Below are 15,375 nucleotides of genomic sequence, written 5' to 3' on the forward strand. Positions count from 1 at the left end.
ACGCACAAATTGCCGGTAACCCCGCTCTGGCCGCTTTTCGGCATCAGTTACTCATCAATATCACCCCGGAGGGACTGCGTATTCAGGTGGTGGATAGCGCGAAACGCTCCATGTTTCCCAATGGCAGTACCGTTCTGGAACCCTATGCCCGGGTGATTTTCAAGGCCATAGCGCCAACCTTGAACCAGCTACCCATCAGATCAGCATTACCGGGCATACCGATGCCTTGCGCTATGCCAATGGCGGCAAGGGTTACAGTAATTTCAATTTGTCAGCAGGACGGGCCAATGCCGTGCGTCAGATTCTGGTGCAGAGTGGCCTGGATGAAAGTAAAATTCTGCGGGTGGTGGGTATGGGCTCTGCCGTGCTGTATGTGCCGAAAGAGCCCGACTCACCCTTGAACAGGCGCGTCAGTATCGTAGTGCTCAGTCAAAAGGCAGCATTACGCATTGTCGGTAATCAAAAAACGGAAAGAAGTGTGAATGATGCCTTAACGGCAAAAACGATCATCGGCGGAGCGCCTAGTCATTCATCGGCTCCTGGGGATGGTTCTGCAGCCATTCCATGAGGACGTCTTTTGCCATCGGCCTCCCCCGAAAAAAGCCCTGGGTAATATTGACGCCGGACTGAAGTAGAAACTGTTCTTCTTCCAGGGTTTCGACACCCTCTGCGATAATATATAAGTTCAGTGCCTTGCCTATAGCGATGATGGATTGGACCAGGGAGCAGGTAGAATGCTCGGTGAGCATCCGCCGAATAAAACTTTGATCAATTTTCAGTGTACTGAAGGGTAACTGGTTCAGCATACTGAGTGAAGAATAACCTGTACCGAAATCATCCAGTGCAAGCTTGTATCCCTGAGCGCGTAATTTTTCCAATCGCTCGCGTAAAGCGGTGTTTACATCAAGCCAGTTGGATTCTACGAGTTCTATGCATAGATGCTGCGGATGTAAATCATGACGATCAATAGTGCTTTCCAGCAGATCCTCAAATTGAGGGTGATGTAATTGTTCAGCCTCAAAATTTACAGAAACATAAGTTTGCTTGTGAATGATGCCTTGTTTGATGAGCGTGGAAATGATGTGTAGAGCTTGGTCAAGAATGGTTTTGGTAAGAGTGAACAATTGTCCGGTTTCTTCAGCCAGAGGTAAAAAATCGGCGGGATGGATCCTGCCAAGTTCTGCGTCTTCCCAGCGTGCTAAGGCTTCAAATCCTATGAGTGTCTTTCCATTCATAATAATGGGTTGCAACCACGGTTGAATATGCTCGTGAGTAATTGCTTCGGGTATTTTTTGAATAATGGTTAATCTGTTATTGTAAGCATTCTGCATTTTCTCATCAAAATTCTGTATATATAGCATATTTTTGCGAGCATGCTCAGCTGCGGCGATAACTGCTGCAAAGGGATCCTTCAAATGCCCTGAGCGTTTATCTGTGCGCAGAGATCCGCAGTTATAAGTTATAGTTAGTGTGTTTTGATACTTGTGAATGATTTCATCCACGAGAGAGCAGATGTTTTCTTCAATTTCAGATGGCAATTTATTTTCTGAATAGCTTTCATCGATAAATACCAGTAGATGGTTTGGATCTTTGCCTGTACCCAGTTGTACAACTGATGGTGTTGTGTTTTGAATTAATTGGGTAAGTTCGGTAATAAAAGCTCGATAGTTGCTGCGATTTTCTGGGATTAAATCATTATGATCAAGCAGAATGGCAAATAGTGTGATTGATTTTTCGGGCATCATCGACTGTATGCTCATCCAGTAATCCGATAAGTATTCGAGATTTGCCAGGCCGGTGACGCGATTTTGATAGCGATCTTTGCTGATATCGGTATGGGTTCCAGCAATATAAGTGAGATGTCCCTCCGGGTTTGACTCTGCCGCCCCGCGCGTATGTATCCATAAATAATGACCATCTTCCCGTCGAATCCGATAGTCAAGACTGAGGGTGTCTGAGTTGCGATTGGCGAGGAAATCATTAATGATTTTTTCCACATATTGCCGATCCTGAGGATGAACTCGTTCAATCCACTGGGTTATACTCGTGTTTTTTTGACTTATGTGACATTGTAATAATTCCAGCCAACGTTGTGAATGGCGCAATTGCTGTGACTGGACATCTAACTCCCAGATACCATCATTGGCACCGCGCAAGATCAGTTCTTGCCGCGCCTGCAGGTTGCTGAGCCGTTGACTTGTCGCAGATAAATCCAAATGAGCTATTAATCGTGCTTTTAATATGGTGAAGTCTACGGGCTTGTTGACAAAGTCGTTCGCTCCTTCTGCCAATGCTTGAACAAGATAATCCTTTTCATCAAAGGCTGTTACCATGATAACAGGGAGGCTGAGTGCAGTATGAGTTTTGCGAATCTCTTGTAATACCTCCAAACCATTCATGCCTGGCAGGCCCATATCCAGGAGAATGGCAGAGGGTGTTTGTTGCGCCATTATTGCCAAAGCCGAAGGACCATCTGCTGCTTCCATAACTGACCAACCACTATTCCTGAGCCGCCGCAGCATGAGCTGCCGGCTGGGAATGTCATCTTCAATTACAAGAATATAGCGCGGCTGATGGTTAGATTCTATATTGTTCAATGGTTTTTAATAACCTCTCGAAATCGATAGGTTTTGACAGGTAAGCAACGGCACCAGCTGTAATGGCGCGGCGTTGGTCGTCAACCATGGAGTGTGCCGAAAGTATGATTACTGGAATTTCGGGGTATAAACGATAGATTTGCTCAAGAGCATCCCAGCCATTGACATCGGGCATGGCAATATCCATTAAAATGATGTCCGGCTTGTTCGCTCTGGCTTGTTCAATGGCTTGCATACCGTTTTCTGCTTCAATGACAATGTAATCACGACGCATCAGGCGACGGACCAGCATGTCCCGATTACGCAGGTCATCTTCTGCCACCAGGATCATCATGCTGTTTCTCCAGATTCCCGGTAATGGATGGGCAACGAGATGGTAAATATGGATCCTTTTCCTGGTGTGCTCTCTACTCGGATACTTCCCCCCAACATGCGGCACAAGGTGGCGGAAAGGGCTAAACCCAGACCCGTCCCGCCATAGCGGCGATTGATAGAGCTATCTGCCTGTGTGAAAGCTTCAAAAATTTTTTCTTTTTGGTCTGCGGCTATCCCCGGGCCGGTATCACGGACCCACCACTCGCCATAGCCAATCTGATCGGATGCCATTATTTCTTGGTAACCCAGAATGATGTGACCATTTTCGGTAAATTTTGCCGCATTGCCGAGAATGTTGATTAAACATTGACGTATTTTGCTCAAATCGCTGAATACATGATTAGCCTGATCCGGTAATACATATTCAAGAGTATTCCCCTTTTTTTTAATGAGAGAATGCAAAGTGGCGGCTGTAGAGCGCGCAAACTCCAAGGGATCGAAGTATTCTGGAAAAATGTCAGTCTGCCCGGCTTCTATTCGACTCAGGTCAAGGACATCATTAATCAGGCTGAGCAAATGTCTGCCAGCATCACGGATAGTGATCAGATCAGCCTCGGTATTTGCTCCCGTTACGCCATCTTCCATTTCCTCCAGAATCAATTCACTGTAGCCAATGACGGCATTCAAGGGGGTGCGAAGCTCGTGACTCATGCTGGCCAGAAACTGGCTTTTAGCATGTGAGGCAGCTTCTGCAGCTTCTTTTGCTTCAGTGAGCATAGCCGTACGCTCCGCCACAATGATATCGAGATTGGCCGTCTGCTGTTCACGTTGATCGATGGCGCGGGCAGCGGCACTCAAGACGAAATTGACCAATAAAGTTAATTTTTCAGCTTCTTCGTCAGCTGTAGAACAGCGCACTACAAAATTGAAATCACCATTAACAGCCTGGCAGAGTTGATCAGAAATCTCTTGCATGGCGCTGTGAAGTTGTTTAATGGTGGTTTGCATAGTAACGGATGAACCTTTAGAGATTTTTTTCAGACAGAATGTTTGCTTTTGACCAATGGATAAGAAAAGTACAATGCTCATCGCCACGTTTGCGGCATTGAATCGTAGTAAGTGCGATCTTCTCCTGGTACAAGCGGGCTACTCCTTCAGCAAGCTTACGATAAAGTGTACACCATTGATTGGGCGAGCGATAGATGACCTCAAGATCTCCATTTTCTAGCTCTTTCACGATGAATTTATCATTGATGGCTTTCAGTTTTTCCGCATTTCTCAAACCAGAACCTAGCATGTTGTGGATTGTGGTCTGGTGAATAAGCAATTCTCTTCCCGAATGCGCTTGGGCAATAAAGACCGGAAATCGCGATTGTGCATCGCGCAGAAAATAATCTGCAAAGGCAGTCAGGGCAGTATCTTCACTGATTTGCAGGACTGTGCAGGCATTATCAAGAATTTGCCGCATTTGCTGGTTGTCATAATCCGTATCAATACGAAATTCAAAGTCATCGGGAAGCCCAGTAAGTCGTTTGACTTCCAGTAATGCATCACGCCCACCTATTTCCTCTACCATCTGCAATACCAATTTTTGTATCAGGCCGATCATGATGGACTATCTCCCAGGTTTTGATCTGCACAAACTACCCGGTTGCGGCCTTGGCGTTTAGCGACCAGTAATGCCTGGTCGGCGGCACGCATCAAAGCTTCACTGTTCACCATATCTGCATGCATTTCGGCAACTCCCGCGCTGATCGTGACGGGTGGAAGTTTCTTGTCGAGTTGGGCCATGCTTTGTCGAAGTCGTTCGGCAAGAGAGGCAGCATTTTGCAGGTTGCACTGAAGGCAGAGGATCATGAACTCCTCTCCACCCACGCGGGCGATAAGATCCCCGATACGCGAAACTTCTAGCAGTATTCTGCCCACCGCCTCAAGTACGCGATCGCCCAGATCGTGGCCATACTGATCATTGATTTTCTTGAAGTGATCAATATCGATCATGATGCAACTCAGGGTATTTTGCGGATGAAAGGTGTCTGGCCAATATTGATGAAGAAATTCATCAGCTCCACGGCGATTGGCTAGTCCAGTTAACGCATCTTTCATGGCCATGGATTGCAATGAATTATTCTGATGAATAAGCTGTTCACATTGACTCTCAAGCGAGGCAATGAACTCAACTATCTGTTGTCCAACAGTAAGTTTGGCCAATAAAGTCTTACGTTCTATGGGCTTGCTTAAATAGTCGTTGGCGCCTGCTTCCAATGCTTCTACTGCATAACTTTGATTGTAGTGGGCAGTGAGAATAATAATATAAAGTCGAGGGCCAAACTCCCGGCGAAGGCGACGGCATAAATCCAGTCCGTTAATTTCCGGCATGACCCAATCCAATAATATAATTCGGGGGGCATTTTTATAGATGATAGTAAAAGCTTCTTCGGCACTGGAAGCCTGAAGGGTCTGGTATCCAGCTGGCTCCAGAGTGCGTTGTAAGAGGGCACGATCGCTGGCTTGGTCATCGACCAGTAGTAATGTGTTGTTATTTTCGGTTTCAAGGTGCTTGTTTACATTCAGTAATGCTTGACGCACAGAAGCCAATTTGTCTTGGCCAGGAATGGATTGGGGCATCTCAAAAATATCTGCAACCTCCGCCCAATCCGTAAGTATTTGGTGAAGCATGGTAGAAAGGTGTGGGGTATTGATCCACCAGCCTCTGGCATTTTTCTGGAGACGTTCCAGGTCACGATCTGAAGATGACAGGGCCCATTCGCTAATACTTCTTCCTGCGTCCAGAATATTGATAAGTATTTGCAGTCTGTCGTTATTAGGGTTGTTGAGGCCTTCGATATGATTCTGATAGGGGGCGGTGTGACCTTCAATGGCCAATATCATGGTCTCCGGAAAGCGCCACTGACGCATAAGCATTGCTGTCAGTTCGTGCCGACTGAAACCGAAATGTTCTTCATCCAAGGCTTTTTGTTGGGCAAAACTTAAATCTGAATGATTGAGGATCGCACATTTTTCAGGCGCGGTGCAGACCATCATCAGACTGCCGATTTCACTTAATAAACCAAAAGTAAACACTTCTCCGGCAGGCCAGTTTCCTGTTGTTTTGGCTAAAGATTGCATGGCCAAAGCGCGTAACAAACTGCCCGACCAGAAATGCTGCCAATCAAAAACGGATGTGGGTACCTGTTTGCTATTGATCAGAGCGAGGCCCAGTGCCATGCGTACTACTACTTGTAAACCGATACGCATCAGGGCTTCATCCAATGAGATAATCGGTCTGATAGGACGATAAAAGGGAGAATTAGCCAGCTTGACAATTTTAGCGGTTAAAATGGGATCAAGACGAATCAGCTTGGCAGCCTCATCAAGCCCGGCATTATCTTTTTGCAGCAGCTCCAGGAGTGCTAATGTACTTTGGGATGGTGAAGGACAATTGCCTTTCTCCAGCTGGGGTAAAAAAGCATCCATATGCATTGTCTTCTCTTCCTTTATCATGTTCGAGCACGCAATGCGTTCATTTCAAATTCGCTGCCCAGTTCATGGCTTCCAATGATGCAGCAGTAATTTCTGCCAGTGATAGTCTCCATTGCGGCCCCATTTGTTTCACGGTGTCAAGATCGCCGTGCTCCACAGCATCCATCATACTGAGTAGTCCGCCATCTTCGCCTTCCTTGTACAGGAGTGCCTGGCGCATTTCTTCAGGGATTTTCAGCTCATTGAGGAGGGCAGACATAGGTTGCTGCAAATACACATCCAGGAGAGACAGCATCCCGGTGAGAAAGCTACGATTCAAGATCGCTGGCTCTTTGCTCAGGATCGGAGATTTTTCTCTGAGAAGTTCGGCAAATTTGGCACGAGTAGCCGCCATGATCAGGATGGGTGATTTCTGGGCTCCCCGACTGGCAAATAAAAGCAGTGTCAGCCAGCGCTGCAAAGGTTCACGCCCCAATAAAATAAGAGCCTGGCGGATACTATCCACTTCTTTGCCACGGGTCATGCCGGCCGAATTGAGATAGCGTAACAGTTGATAGGAAAGTCCTGGATCCCGGCGAAAGGCTTCTTCAATGTCGGAGACGGGGTTTTCTTCGAGTAATAAATTCAGCAGATTGAATATAGTATGCTGATTGGAGGTCAAGGGCTTGCCCTTGATGATCTCGGGCTGCATGTAATAAAAACCCTGACTGTAATCTACTCCCGCTTCAAAGCAGCGACGCGCCAATTCTACAGTCTCCACGCGCGTTGCAATGATCGCCGGTTGTTGTGGCAGCTTATAACTTTTGATGAGCTTGACCCATTGTTCCCATTGTTCCGGATTATTGCTGAAGCAATCGATTTTGACAAAATCCACAATTTTGAGCAGGGCTATGTGCCAGGGTTTGGCTTCGAAGCGGTCCAGTGCCAGTCGAAATCCCAGTTTCTGGAGCTGAAGAAGTTGCCCCAAAAACTCGCGACTGGGTGCCTCAGCAATAGTAAACTCGGGAATCACCTGGCGTGGCGGGAAAAGTGCCAGACTTTTTTCATCAAACTGACTGTTGGTGAAATTGATGAACGCCGGTTTCCCGCCCAGAAGGTTTTCCGGATTGAAGACGCTGAAAGTTTTGATCAAAACCCGGGCAGAGCAGAGAAAAGGGTCTTCCAGAGGGCCGCTGTTTTCGTTGCGGGCAAATAGCTCATAGCCGATGATTTCGTCCTGGCGCCCGAGAATGGCCTGGCGAGCAACCAGCTCATCCTCTTCACTGGAGGGCGGCAGATGATCAATTACAGGGTTCATTTTTTATGTAACCTTATGATTCAAAGATGCTTGTTCAATAAATAACGTGTTTGACGACGGATACCAAGTCAATTAGGCGTTTTTCAATAATTTGCCTATTGGAGCAAGGCGGAGTGGCGTTTGCAAGAACTGCATCAGTTTCCCCTAAAGTTTTTGCGGCAGCGTGCCGTAGTTCATTCTGACTGTACCAGATTTGAGACAAACTACCAGGATGGATCAGTAATATGACATCAGATTCACTCGTCAGCGCCCTCGGTCAAGCCATAAGCGTACTGAGCTCTCAGGTACGTTCCGGACGTACCCAGATGGAATCGGCTATAGCGGATATCATGTCTCGCTTCGTCAATCTGCACCAACGCCTGGGTAATGCCGTTCAGGCATCCCGAGGCGATACCCATGGCGGTTCACCTCAGGATCTAGCGACACTTTTTCAGAACAGTGAAAATGAACTTTTGAGTGTACTCAAACATATTGCGGCGGTTACCGCACAGCATGAAACCCAGCAAAGCGTCATATCTGCCTTGCTGAAACAAGTCAGTGTGCTGGAAACCATGGCCAGGGATGTTGGCGAAATTGCTTCTCAGACGACCTTGCTCGCTCTCAATGCAGCCATCGAGGCGGCACGCGCCGGGGAGCAGGGACGAGGTTTTGCGGTTGTGGCCGATGAGGTTCGCAAGCTATCCACCCGCTCGAAGGAAACCAGTCAGCAGATGGGCGAGAGCGTCAAGGAAATCACCAGTTCTATCCGGGGCGTCGTCAATCAGTCTGCAAGCACTATTCAGCAAGAGCGTCAGTTTTTGGGCAATGCTGAACGTTCCATACGGGATGTGCTGCAGCGCTTACAAGAGATGACCCGGCATTTGAGCGCTTCTGCGGAAACCCTGCAGCAGGAAGCGGAAGGAATCAGTGCAGAAATGGATCAGTTACTCGTGGCATTGCAGTTTCAGGATCGTGTCAGTCAGACCCTGAGTCATGCCGAAGAGGGTATGGAGGAGCTGCCCGGACATCTGCAGTCCGATAGCGGGCAGGGGCTGGAAAAATGGTTGCAGTCCTTATCGGGCAAATATACCACCTCGGAAGAACGGTCTATTCACCGTGGAGAGGCTACGACAGCCGCTTCCGGGGACCAGGAGATTACCTTTTTTTAACAAGGAAATTGAGTCATGGCGAAAAATATATTGGTAGTGGATGATTCTGCTTCACTGCGACAAGTGGTCAGTATTGCCCTGAAAGGCGGGGGTTATAACGTGATTGAAGCCTGTGATGGTGTGGATGGTCTTGCCAAATTGGCGGCCGCAGAAAAGATCCACCTCATCATCAGTGACGTGAATATGCCCAATATGGATGGCATCACTTTTGTAAAAACCCTTAAACAGAAACCGGAATACAAATTCACTCCTGTTATTATGCTGACCACGGAAGCCGAAGAAGAAAAAAAACGCGAGGGACAGGCTGCCGGCGCAAAAGCCTGGGTCATCAAGCCTTTTCAGCCGCAGCAAATGCTGGCAGCTGTCAGTAAACTGGTTTTACCCTGACATGAGCCTGGATATTCAGCAGGAAAGCAGCTCAGGTAAACTGCAAATGCGTCTACTCGGTGATCTGGATATATATGCGGTAGCAGCACTACGCGAAGCCCTGCTAAAGGCTATCACCCAGTTTCACGAGGTAGAACTCATCCTGGAAGATATCTGTGAAATTGATGGTGCGGGTCTTCAGGTTCTGATTGCCGCCAAAACCGAAGCCTTGTGTCGGGGGTCCCGTTTATTTCTGAGTGCGCATTCTGTTGCCGTAGTCCAGGCCTTGCAATTGTGCCGCCTTGACAGCTTTTTTGGCGATCCCATTGTATTGACCAAGGAGATGCCCGGATGATGGATATGGATCCGCAGATGGCTGCTGCGCTACAGACTTTTTTTGAAGAAAGTCGCGATTTATTGCAAGAAATGGAAAGTGCTTTATTATTTATGGAAGAGCAGGGGGCTGACCTGGAGCGCATTAATGCCGTTTTTCGTGCTGCGCATACCATCAAGGGCTCTGCAGGTTTGTTTGGTCTGGAAGAGGTGGTGCGCTTTACTCACCGCCTCGAAAACCTGCTCGACCAGATCCGTTCCGGCAGTAAAACACTCAGCCCGGGCAATATTACCTTGTTACTTTCCTGTGGTGATCACATTAATGATTATCTGGACCGTCTGGTATCTGCCACACCTTTAGACCAGCATTTTCTTTCTGAGGATCTCCGCCTGCTGGCCGCTTTACAGGCTGCCTTAGGAGGAAATAGTATCGCCGCTCATCCATCTTTAACAGAGCGGTCCTTGACGGTTTATGATGAAGCGGAAATCCGTACTGAGTTTATCCATGAAGTATCTTCAGACGCTCCCGTAAAATCTGCAGCCAATTGGCATATCTCACTCCGTTTTGGTCAAGATACATTTCGTGATGGTATGGATCCTTTGTCTTTTTTGCGCTATTTGCAGCAAATTGGCGAAATTACCGGTCTGGTCACTTTGACGGATGCTTTGCCGGCCTTGTCGGTGATGGATGCGGAAACTTGCTATCTAGGTTATGAAATTGCTTTTCGTAGTGTTGCCGATAAAGCCAGCATTCTTGATGTGTTTGATTTTGTAAAAGACAATAGCATCATTCATGTGTTGCCGGCGCACGGACAGATAGCGGCATATCTGAAAATGATTCAGCAGCTACCCGAGGGAGATCAGCATCTGGGAGAAATTCTCGTGGCGGTGGGTTCGCTGACGCCAGAGGAATTACAGAAAGCACTCGCGCTGCAGGAAGGTTCAGATCAAACCGGACAACATCTACCGCTGGGAGAAATTCTGGTGGACCAAAAAATGGTCCAGGAACCTGTGGTGCAAAGCGCGCTGGAAAAACAGCAGCAACAACGTGAGTCCAAAAATGCCGAGCGGCAATTGTTGCGGGTGCGTGCCCATGATCTGGATCATCTGGTGGATCTCGTTGGGGAGTTGGTGATTGCCAGTGCTGCTAATCGTCTGTTTGCCGGCCGGGAAGATTTGGAGTCCCGGCTGGAGTCTTCCAGTCAAGTGGCCAGACTGGTGGAAGAAATTCGGGATGGTGCCTTGCGTTTAAGAATGATTGATGTGGCGGAGTTATTTCAGCGGTTTCCACGGGTAGTGCGGGATACGGCGCGTACTCTGAATAAGGATATCCGTCTGGAAATCAGCGGCGAAGGTACCGAACTCGACAAAAGTATGGCTGAAAAAATTTCAGATCCGTTGATGCATCTGGTGCGCAATGCTATGGATCATGGTATTGAACCAGCCGAACAGCGCCTGGCGGCTGGAAAACCTGCCCAGGGCAGTATCATCTTGCATGCGCGCCATGATTCCGGAGGGATTGTGATTGAAGTCAGCGATGATGGCGGTGGCTTGAATCGGGAAAAAATCCGCCGAAAAGCTCTGGAAAAAGGATTGATTTCTGTAGATCAGTTACTTACTGATCCTGAAATATATGCCCTGATTTTTGCTCCGGGATTTTCTACCGCCGATACCATCAGTGATATTTCCGGCCGGGGTGTGGGTATGGATGTTGTCCGCCAGAATATAGAATCCGTGCGGGGTCGCATTGACATAGATTCCACCCCCGGTCGGGGGACGACCATGCGCATTCATCTGCCCCTGACACTGTCTATTATTGATGGTTTTCTGGTGCGTTTGGCCCAGGACACCTATGTCATTCCTGCGGAAGCCGTAGAAGAATGTCTGGAGTATCCTCAAACCGTCGGTTCGGTAGGTTATATGGAGTTACGCGATCAGCCCCTACCATTGCTGGACTTGAGTGCTGTCTTCAAAAAAGCAGAGTTATCTGAAACCCGCCGGAATGTCGTGGTGGTACGCCATGGAATGGAGCGTATTGGTGTGGTGGTAAGCGGGATTCTCGGCAATCAACAGACCGTTATCAAACCGCTGGGAAAATTGTTTGAGCGGGTTCCCGGTGTTTCAGCGGCGACCATTTTAGGTAATGGCGATGTCGCTCCAATACTGGATATACCTACTTTGATTCAACGTCATTATGCCATCAGCGCAAAATCTGCGCTTGTCCATTAAAGGGGAAAATCATGTTTGGGAATATGCGTATCGGACTGCGCCTGGGCCTCGCTTTTGCGCTGGTTATTTTGTTGCTGATACTGGTGGGTGCGGCAGGCTGGTGGGGGGCAGGGAAACTGCAACAAGACCTGGAAACGGCAACGGGACGTGTTTCGGATAATGTGCATAAAATTGACAGTATGATGTTGGCTACAGCAAAACTTAAAACTGCATTTGCTTTTAGTTACGGACTACCCGATCAGGCCAGGCAGACAGCGCAAATCATTGCATCAACCAGCACAAAAATTATGCCCTATTATGCTTTTCTGGGAAGTAGCCTGGTAGATCCAAAGGCTAAAATACTTTTGCCCGAGTCCAGAGCAGCTTTCTCGGGTTTTCTTCAATCGTCACAACAGTATTTGAGTATGCTGGCAGCCATCAATACCCAGAGTAAAAATGCCGCACAGCAGATTCATGTTGCTAATCAATATTACCATAGCACTACGTTACCAGCTGAAAATCATTTGCAAACTATTAATCAGCAGTTGCGTCAAGATGCCTTACTGACCATGTCCGTCCTCAAAAAGAAAGGCGCCAGTGATGTAAATTTGGTGATTAATGCTATTGTGATTATTGCCCTGATCTCCATCCTTTTGGGGATTCTCATTGCCTGGGGTCTGTCCCGTTCCATTACCCGGCCTCTGGCGGAAGCGGTCAGTATTTCCGAACGGGTGGCCGACGGAGATTTGAGTATGCAGGTGGTCGCCCGCACCCGGGATGAAACCGGGCGCCTGATGGCGGCCATGGCGCAGATGGTCGAAAAGCTCACTCTGACCATTGGTGAGGTGCGCAGTGCTGCGGATAATCTGTCCAGTGCTTCTGAGGAAGTCAGTGCCACCTCCCAATCCTTGTCTCAGGCGGCATCAGAGCAGGCGGCGAGCGTGGAAGAAACCTCGGCAACCCTGGAGGAAGCTGCTGCCTCGATCAAGCAAAACGCGGAAAATGCCCGGATTACCGATGATATTGCCACGGGTGCGGCCAAGGAAGCCCAACTCGGCGGTGAGGCCGTCACGAATACGGTTCAGGCGATGAAAAACATTGCCGAAAAAATCGGGATTATTGATGATATTGCCTATCAAACCAACATGCTGGCACTCAATGCCGCCATTGAGGCGGCGCGGGCAGGAGAGCATGGCAAGGGATTCGCGGTGGTGGCTGCAGAAGTGCGTAAGCTGGCAGAACGCAGTCAGGTGGCCGCCCAGGAAATCGGCACACTGGCCAGTAACAGCGTCAAAGTAGCTGAGCAGGCCGGTAGTGCGCTCAATGCACTGGTTCCGGCAATTGGCAAGACCTCTGATCTGGTTCAGGAAATCAATGCCGCTTCCAATGAGCAGGCTACCGGTATTGATCAGATCAACATGGCGGTGGGGCAACTGAATCAGGTGACCCAGCAAAATGCTTCTGCCTCTGAAGAGCTTGCCGCGACTGCAGAAGAAATGAGTGGGCAAGCTGAGCAGTTGCAGCAACTCATGGCGGCTTTCCGCCTGCGTTCAGCAGGAGCGGCTGCCAAGTCCGGGGCAAAGGATTTTTCTTCAGAGCGTAAGGGAGTGAGTGCAGTTGCCCACCTGAAAAATGCGCCAGCGGAAGCCAGTCATAACGATCACCAAGAATTTGTCCGCTTCTGAGGAGGCTGTCATGGAAATGATTGCAGTCGGCGGTGCTTCGACAGAGCCGCGATCCAGGTCCGGACAGTATCTGATCGTACAGTTACAGGGTGAAGCTTTTGGTCTGGATATAACCGACGTACGCGAGATTATTGCCTATATGGTGCCTACCCAGATTCCAATGATGCCGGATTTTGTGGTTGGCGTGATCAATTTGCGCGGGCAGGTGGTGCCGGTCATTGATATGGCCAGGCGTTTTGGCCGCCCGGCCACACAAATCCATAAACGTAGTTGTATTATCATTCTCGATCTGCAGGATGGCCATTCCCGGCAACGTCTGGGAGTGGTCGTCGATGCGGTCAATGAAGTACTGGAATTTGGTACCGAGCAAGTTGAACCTGCCCCGCAATTTGGGGCAGGATTACGCACTGAGTTCATCCGGGGCATGGGCAAAGTAGAAGGAAACTTTATGATTTTACTGGAAATGGGACGGGTGCTGTCACTGGAAGAAATGTCGGCGCTTTCCGCCATTGCCGCAGAGGACGGTACAATAGGTACTGCGGATTATGGTGTCTGAAGATGACGGCTCCTTCGGGTGATATACCCCTGACCCTGGCTGAATACCAGCGTATTCAAAAATTTCTGAACCATGAAGCGGGTATTTCACTGGGGCCATCCAAACAAACTCTGGTCATGGGACGTTTGGGTAAGCGTTTGCGTGCCAGAAATTGTCTGAATTACGATGCTTATCTGCATTTGCTTCATCAAGACAGTGCAGAGCGTCAGCAAGCCATAGATTTGCTGACGACCAATGAAACCTATTTTTTTCGGGAGCCCAAACATTTCGCCTTTCTTGGTGAACAAGCCATACCTTCCTGGAACTCGCGAGATCAGGTGCGCATCTGGAGTGCGGCCAGTTCATCGGGTGAAGAGGCCTACAGTATTGCCATGGTTCTTGCAGAAAGACGCCGTAAAAAATGGGAGATTTTTGGTTCGGATTTGAGTAGCAAGGTGTTATTGGCCGCAGAGCGCGCCATTTACCCGATGGCACGCGCGGAAAAAATACCTAAAGCCTACTTAAAATCTTATTGTTTAAGAGGTACTGGGCAGCAGGAAGGCTTTTTTTCTATCGCTCCGGAAATTCGTCGTTTCGTCAAGTTTGCGCAAATCAATCTTAACAAGACATTGCCAGATGTGGGGGAATTCGATATGATTTTTTTGCGCAATGTTTTGATCTATTTTGATGTTCCTGAAAAAAAAGCCATTTGTCAGCGCTTATTGCAACAATTACGTCCGGGAGGATTTTTTCTGGTCGGGCATTCAGAAAGCCTCAATGGCATTGTAGATGATTTGCAGTTGTTGCAACCAGCGGTCTACAAAAAGGAATAGATTTATATGGCCATTATGGAGATTTTTCTCCAGCCCGGAGACTGGTACTTCGGGGATAAACAAACACGTATCAGAACCCTGCTGGGCTCATGTATTGCCATCACCATCTGGCATCCACGTTTATTGGTGGGTGGTATGTGTCATTTCCTGTTACCTGAGCGCGGTAACTGCGCAGCGACCCCGGGGCTCGACGGAAAATATGGTGATGAAGCCGTGGCGGTCTTGCTGCAGGAAGTACGCAAACAACGCACGCAGCCCGGCGAATATGTGTGTAAAATTTTTGGAGGCGGCAACATGTTTCAGTCTCTGGCCGCACGTCATTCCCTCAGAGAGCAGCGCTTTTCCTCTGGCAGCGTAAGCGAATGCAGCGATGTTCCCTGCAAAAATGTGCGGGCGGCCCGAAGCCTGGTTAGCCAGGCGGGTTTTCGGGTGGCGGCCTCCCATCTGGGTGGGCACGGGCATCGCAATTTGTATTTTGAGATATGGTCAGGGGACGTTTTTCTGAAATTTACGGGGCACGGAGCAGACGTCTCAGCAGCAGACGTACAGGCAGGCCATGCATGAAAATAATAAAG

The 15,375-nt window shown here is 48.6% G+C and carries 15 protein-coding genes; 9 read left to right on the top strand and 6 right to left on the bottom strand.

What is annotated here, in order from left to right:
- Positions 1-226: 226 nt before the first annotated feature.
- Positions 227-568 (top strand): OmpA family protein, encoded by a 342-nt coding sequence (locus tag AC2VLR_RS07025; protein WP_486881476.1) that lies wholly within the window; start codon positions 227-229, stop codon positions 566-568.
- On the opposite strand, the gene AC2VLR_RS07030 is transcribed toward AC2VLR_RS07025, so the two are convergent.
- From AC2VLR_RS07030 to AC2VLR_RS07055, 6 genes are read right to left on the bottom strand one after another with little or no spacing between them, the layout of a single operon-like run.
- Positions 522-2,597, bottom strand: coding sequence for an EAL domain-containing protein (locus AC2VLR_RS07030; protein WP_486881477.1), 2,076 nt, complete (start codon positions 2,595-2,597; stop codon positions 522-524). The two genes, AC2VLR_RS07025 and AC2VLR_RS07030, sit on opposite strands and share 47 nt — an antisense overlap.
- Entirely contained in the window at positions 2,578-2,931 is a 354-nt protein-coding gene (locus AC2VLR_RS07035; protein WP_486881478.1) for a response regulator, read from the bottom strand. Before AC2VLR_RS07035 ends, AC2VLR_RS07030 begins: the two co-directional genes overlap by 20 nt.
- On the bottom strand, positions 2,928-4,001 hold the full coding sequence (locus AC2VLR_RS07040) for a sensor histidine kinase (protein WP_486881479.1): 1,074 nt from the start codon (positions 3,999-4,001) through the stop codon (positions 2,928-2,930). The genes AC2VLR_RS07035 and AC2VLR_RS07040 overlap by 4 nt, the downstream gene beginning before the upstream one ends.
- Positions 3,937-4,521 (bottom strand): heme NO-binding domain-containing protein, encoded by a 585-nt coding sequence (locus AC2VLR_RS07045; RefSeq protein ID WP_486881480.1) that lies wholly within the window; start codon positions 4,519-4,521, stop codon positions 3,937-3,939. The genes AC2VLR_RS07040 and AC2VLR_RS07045 overlap by 65 nt, the downstream gene beginning before the upstream one ends.
- Positions 4,518-6,395 (bottom strand): diguanylate cyclase, encoded by a 1,878-nt coding sequence (locus AC2VLR_RS07050; protein WP_486881481.1) that lies wholly within the window; start codon positions 6,393-6,395, stop codon positions 4,518-4,520. The genes AC2VLR_RS07045 and AC2VLR_RS07050 overlap by 4 nt, the downstream gene beginning before the upstream one ends.
- Before the next feature lie 40 nt (positions 6,396-6,435).
- Positions 6,436-7,692, bottom strand: a complete 1,257-nt coding sequence (locus AC2VLR_RS07055) for an EAL and HDOD domain-containing protein (protein WP_486881482.1) — start codon at positions 7,690-7,692, stop codon at positions 6,436-6,438.
- Positions 7,693-7,916: 224 nt separating this feature from the next.
- Here AC2VLR_RS07055 and AC2VLR_RS07060 point away from each other — a divergent pair, with 224 nt between their 5' ends.
- From AC2VLR_RS07060 to AC2VLR_RS07095, 8 genes are read left to right on the top strand one after another with little or no spacing between them, the layout of a single operon-like run.
- Positions 7,917-8,840: a methyl-accepting chemotaxis protein gene (locus AC2VLR_RS07060; RefSeq protein ID WP_486881483.1), complete on the top strand. Its 924-nt coding sequence runs from the start codon at positions 7,917-7,919 to the stop codon at positions 8,838-8,840.
- Between the two features lie 15 nt (positions 8,841-8,855).
- Positions 8,856-9,227: a response regulator gene (locus AC2VLR_RS07065; RefSeq protein WP_486881484.1), complete on the top strand. Its 372-nt coding sequence runs from the start codon at positions 8,856-8,858 to the stop codon at positions 9,225-9,227.
- 1 nt (position 9,228) lies between these two features.
- The gene (locus AC2VLR_RS07070; protein WP_486881485.1) at positions 9,229-9,561 is read left to right on the top strand and encodes an STAS domain-containing protein; all 333 of its coding nucleotides are present in this window, start codon (positions 9,229-9,231) and stop codon (positions 9,559-9,561) included.
- Complete coding sequence (locus tag AC2VLR_RS07075) at positions 9,558-11,768, top strand: chemotaxis protein CheA (RefSeq protein WP_486881486.1); 2,211 nt, start codon at positions 9,558-9,560, stop codon at positions 11,766-11,768. The genes AC2VLR_RS07070 and AC2VLR_RS07075 overlap by 4 nt, the downstream gene beginning before the upstream one ends.
- Positions 11,769-11,779: 11 nt before the next feature.
- A complete protein-coding gene (locus tag AC2VLR_RS07080; RefSeq protein WP_486881487.1) occupies positions 11,780-13,432 on the top strand; it encodes a methyl-accepting chemotaxis protein in 1,653 nt (550 codons plus the stop codon).
- A gap of 10 nt (positions 13,433-13,442) precedes the next feature.
- Entirely contained in the window at positions 13,443-13,988 is a 546-nt protein-coding gene (locus tag AC2VLR_RS07085) for a chemotaxis protein CheW (protein WP_215843193.1), read from the top strand.
- Between the two features lie 2 nt (positions 13,989-13,990).
- Positions 13,991-14,800, top strand: a complete 810-nt coding sequence (locus AC2VLR_RS07090; protein ID WP_486881488.1) for a CheR family methyltransferase — start codon at positions 13,991-13,993, stop codon at positions 14,798-14,800.
- A 6-nt stretch (positions 14,801-14,806) separates the two neighbouring features.
- Positions 14,807-15,364, top strand: a complete 558-nt coding sequence (locus tag AC2VLR_RS07095; RefSeq protein ID WP_486881489.1) for a chemotaxis protein CheD — start codon at positions 14,807-14,809, stop codon at positions 15,362-15,364.
- The last annotated feature ends 11 nt before the right edge of the window (positions 15,365-15,375 follow it).

It is taken from the genome of Acidithiobacillus sp. TH-A117, assembly GCF_057473465.1.

Excerpts from the sequence above, each read along its gene's own strand:
- AC2VLR_RS07090 (WP_486881488.1), top strand. The coding sequence starts at position 13,991 with ATGACGGCTCCTTCGGGTGATATACCCCTGACCCTGGCTGAATACCAG.
- AC2VLR_RS07095 (WP_486881489.1), top strand. The coding sequence starts at position 14,807 with ATGGCCATTATGGAGATTTTTCTCCAGCCCGGAGACTGGTACTTCGGG.
- AC2VLR_RS07055 (WP_486881482.1), bottom strand. The coding sequence starts at position 7,692 with ATGAACCCTGTAATTGATCATCTGCCGCCCTCCAGTGAAGAGGATGAG.
- AC2VLR_RS07035 (WP_486881478.1), bottom strand. The coding sequence starts at position 2,931 with ATGATGATCCTGGTGGCAGAAGATGACCTGCGTAATCGGGACATGCTG.
- AC2VLR_RS07040 (WP_486881479.1), bottom strand. The coding sequence starts at position 4,001 with ATGAGCATTGTACTTTTCTTATCCATTGGTCAAAAGCAAACATTCTGT.
- AC2VLR_RS07070 (WP_486881485.1), top strand. The coding sequence starts at position 9,229 with ATGAGCCTGGATATTCAGCAGGAAAGCAGCTCAGGTAAACTGCAAATG.
- AC2VLR_RS07075 (WP_486881486.1), top strand. The coding sequence starts at position 9,558 with ATGATGGATATGGATCCGCAGATGGCTGCTGCGCTACAGACTTTTTTT.
- AC2VLR_RS07080 (WP_486881487.1), top strand. The coding sequence starts at position 11,780 with ATGTTTGGGAATATGCGTATCGGACTGCGCCTGGGCCTCGCTTTTGCG.
- AC2VLR_RS07050 (WP_486881481.1), bottom strand. The coding sequence starts at position 6,395 with ATGCATATGGATGCTTTTTTACCCCAGCTGGAGAAAGGCAATTGTCCT.
- AC2VLR_RS07045 (WP_486881480.1), bottom strand. The coding sequence starts at position 4,521 with ATGATCGGCCTGATACAAAAATTGGTATTGCAGATGGTAGAGGAAATA.
- AC2VLR_RS07085 (WP_215843193.1), top strand. The coding sequence starts at position 13,443 with ATGGAAATGATTGCAGTCGGCGGTGCTTCGACAGAGCCGCGATCCAGG.
- AC2VLR_RS07060 (WP_486881483.1), top strand. The coding sequence starts at position 7,917 with ATGACATCAGATTCACTCGTCAGCGCCCTCGGTCAAGCCATAAGCGTA.
- AC2VLR_RS07065 (WP_486881484.1), top strand. The coding sequence starts at position 8,856 with ATGGCGAAAAATATATTGGTAGTGGATGATTCTGCTTCACTGCGACAA.